Source organism: Collimonas fungivorans, from assembly GCF_028292705.1.
GTDB lineage: Bacteria > Pseudomonadota > Gammaproteobacteria > Burkholderiales > Burkholderiaceae_D > Collimonas > Collimonas fungivorans_B.
In genome coordinates, this window is sequence record NZ_JAQGLV010000338.1 from 1 (window position 1) to 3,729 (window position 3,729).

The following is a 3,729-nucleotide window of genomic DNA, read 5'->3' on the forward strand; positions in this document are numbered from 1 at the left end:
TCTACCTGCGGCCCCAGGTACAGCCCCTGGTTGAGCAGTCCGTCCGCCAGGTTCTCAAGAAAATCGGCTTCGTCCGGATCGCTGTAACGGCTGTCTATCAGTTCGAGCGCAAGGTGGGTGCGGGCGATGGCGGCATCGACCTCTGCCTCGGAATAGGGCGAAGGGCGCGGCGGTAAATCATGGCCGAGAATGAATGCCAGCTCCGGTTCGATCCGCACCTGGCCGTCGCGCACCCAGGCCGTGCATGCGCCGCCGCTGAAGACCGTGCCGCCATAGATGGGCGCCGCCACCGGCTGGTCTGCGGCCGGCATGCCGCATTTCCAGGCAGTTATCGTGTCGCCGATCTGCGCGCTGACGAGCGCCTGTATCGCCAACGCTGCCGCGGCGTCAGGCGGCCGCAAGGCCAGCGGCAGGCGCGCTCCCTGGGCACCGGTTTTGCGGCGCGTCGCCAGGATAGTGGCGGCGTCGGACAAGGCTTGCTGGGTTTGGGGCATGGCGGCTTTCGGATTGGGGGATGCGGCGGGCCATGGCAGGCGCAACCGTTTGCCTGATATTTTAGCCGCGAATTAAGCTGCGAACCGCAATTGCCGAGAGCTGGCATATTGTGTTTCCGCCGAATTACAGGTAACTTAGCGGATTGCAACAGAGTTGCATATCAAGGATTACCCTTACCCGGGCATATCCAGGCGCATTGTCTATCCATACAAGGGATCTGTACTATATGTCTTTTCTTCAGCAACGCACCCATACCCTGGGCGCATTCTTCCTGGCTCTGATGACCTCCACTTCCACTCTCGCCGCATCACTCCCGACGCCGCCGGCCGCCGCCAAGCAGGCCTGGCAGGAAACCCGCCATGGCGAAACCGTCACCGACGACTACCACTGGCTGCGCGAAAAGACCAATCCCAAGGTAATCGCCTACCTGAAGGCGGAGAATGCCTACACCCAGGCCATGACCAAGGACCTGGCGCCGCTGTCGAAGAAACTGTACGGCGAAATGAAGGGCCGCATGAAGGAAACCGACCTGTCGGTGCCGACCCGGCGCGGCAACTACTACTATTACAGCCGCACTGAAGCCGGCCAACAGTACCCAATTATTTGCCGCCGCCTGGCCAAGGCCGATGCCGATTTTTCCTATGACGCCAGCGCCAGCGAAGAAATCCTGCTCGATGAAAACCGGCTCGCCAAGGGCAAGGAATTTTTCCACGTCGAGAGTTTTTCGGTCAGCCCCGACGACCGTTACCTGGCGTATTCCACCGACACCACCGGCTATCGCCAGTACCAGCTGCATGTCAAGGATCTGAGCACAGGGAAGCTGCTGGACGATACAGTGGAACGCGTGACCACGCTGGCCTGGGCCGCCGATAGCCAGACCCTGTTCCTGGTGCAGGAAGACGCCACCACCAAACGCTCCGACCTGCTGCTGCGCCTCAAGCTGGGCGACCAGCCAGTCGAGGTGTACCGCGAGGCTGTCGAGCAGTTCAACCTCGGCGTCGGCAACAGCGGCGACCGCAAATTCATCGAACTCGAAGCGCAAAGCACCGACACCACCGAAGTCAGCCTGCTGCCGGCGGACCAGCCGCAAGGCAGCTTCCGCTCGGTGCTGGGACGTGAAACCGGCCATCGCTACCACGTCGATCACCGCGACGGCGAGCTGTTCATCATGACCAACAAGGACGCCAAGAATTTCCGCCTGGTGACGGCGCCGCTGGCGACGCCCGGCCCGGAGCACTGGAAAGAACTGATAGCGCACGATCCCAAGGTCTTGCTGGAATCCTTCGAACTGTTCCGCGATTTCCTGGTGGTCAGCGAAAAATCGGATGCGCAAGAACGTTCCCGCATCTACAATTTTGCCGACCATGGCTGGAAGACCGTGCAGTTCGACGAAGCGGTGTACACCTCGCATGCCGGCGGCACGCCGGAATTCACTTCGCGCCAATACCGCCTGATGTACGAGTCGCCGGTGACGCCGCCTACCGTGTTCGACGTCGACATGGCCAGCGGCGAGCGCAAGCTGCTCAAGCAACAGGAAGTGCCCGGCTACGATCCTGCCCTGTATGAAACCAGGCGCCTGTGGGCCACCGCGCGCGACGGCGTCAAGGTGCCGCTCTGGACCGTCGCCAAAAAAGGCATCAAGCTCGACGGCTCGGCGCCGCTGTTGCTATACGCCTACGGTTCCTACGGCATCCCGGCCGAAGCAACGTTCTCCAACAGCCGCGTCAGCCTGCTGGATCGCGGCGTGGTGTTTGCCGAAGCGCATATCCGCGGCGGCAACGACATGGGCGAGCACTGGCACGACGACGGCATGCTGATGCACAAGAAGAACACCTTCTACGATTTCATCGACAGCGCCGAATACCTGGTCAAGCAGGGCTGGACCAGCCCGCAGCACCTGATCATCGAAGGCGGCAGTGCCGGCGGCCTGCTGATGGGCGCGGTCACCAACATGCGGCCCGACCTGTTCCATGCGGTGCATGCAGCGGTGCCGTTCGTCGACGTGATGAACACCATGATGGACGCCAGCCTGCCGCTCACCACCGGCGAATACCTGGAATGGGGCAATCCCAACGAAAAATCTGCCTACGACTATATGCGCAGCTATTCGCCCTACGACAATATCGAGCGCAAGGCCTATCCGTCGATGCTGGTCACTACCGGCCTCAACGACAGCCAGGTGATGTACTGGGAGCCGGCGAAATATGTCGCCAGGCTGCGCGCCATGAAAACCGACCGCAATCCCCTGCTGCTCAAGGTGAACATGGGCGCCGGCCACGGCGGCGCTTCCGGCCGCTATGACGCGATCAAGGAACGCTCGTTTGAAATGGCGTGGATGTTGTCGCAGTGGGGGTTGCTGCCGTCGCGAAAACGCTAAGAACAAAGATTCCTACCATTCAACTTACCTAGGATTGCCATGCAATTTTTGAACAAACCATCGCGATTGTTTGCCGCCACCTCAGTTGCTGCAATTTCCGCAGTTGTTGGCCTGATCGCAGCCTTGCCTGCACAGGCAGTTACCGTCGCCCCGGTGCAGGACGTCAGCGACGTCTTGCACGGCGTCACCGTGAAAGATCCGTACCGCTATTTCGAGAATGTGAAAGATCCCAAGGTGCAGTCCTGGCTCAAGGAGCAGGGCGAGTCGGCGCGCAAGGAACTGGACCGGATAGAACTGCGCGGCCAGCTGGAACAGCGCATCGCCGAGATTTCCGCCGCCACCGGCGACGACATCCGCGATGTGACGCGCATGCCGGGCAACCAGGTGTATTACCTCAAGCGCGCCCGCGGCGAGAAGCAGTTCAAGCTGGTGATGCGCGACAGCCTGCAGGGTCCTGAACGAGTGCTGGTCGATCCGGAGCTGGACGCCAAGCGCACCGGCGTGCCGCACGCCATCAACTATTTTGTCCCGGCCTGGGATGGCAAGCACGTAGCCTACGGCGTTTCCGCCGGCGGTTCGGAAGATGCTTCGCTCTACATCCTCGATACGGCAAGCGGGAAAAATGTCGGCGAGCCGATTCCGCGCGTGCACGAAGCCCTGCTCGGCTGGCTGCCAGACAGCAAGTCGCTTACCTACAACCAGCTGAAGACGCTCAAGCCGGGCGATCCGGATTCCGAGACCTATCTCGACAGCAAGGTGATGTGGATCAAGTTCGGTGCGCCGGCTGCTGAATCCAAGGCGGTGTTCGGCCCAACAGTCACCACCGTCCTGGGCCTGGCGCGGCTCGATGTCGGCAC

General features: G+C 61.4%; 1 protein-coding gene and 2 pseudogenes. 2 read left to right on the plus strand and 1 reads right to left on the minus strand.

Going from position 1 to position 3,729, the window contains the following annotated elements:
* Positions 1-494 (minus strand): annotated as a pseudogene (locus JWQ61_RS18990) (hypothetical protein); the annotation flags it as partial.
* Positions 495-721: 227 nt separating this feature from the next.
* Between JWQ61_RS18990 and JWQ61_RS18995 the strand changes: the two are divergent.
* Positions 722-2,872 carry a S9 family peptidase gene (locus JWQ61_RS18995; RefSeq protein ID WP_304361872.1) on the plus strand — a complete coding sequence of 717 codons (2,151 nt, stop codon included), beginning with the start codon at positions 722-724 and terminating at the stop codon, positions 2,870-2,872.
* 39 nt (positions 2,873-2,911) lie between these two features.
* Positions 2,912-3,729, plus strand: a pseudogene (locus JWQ61_RS19000) (hypothetical protein); the annotation flags it as partial.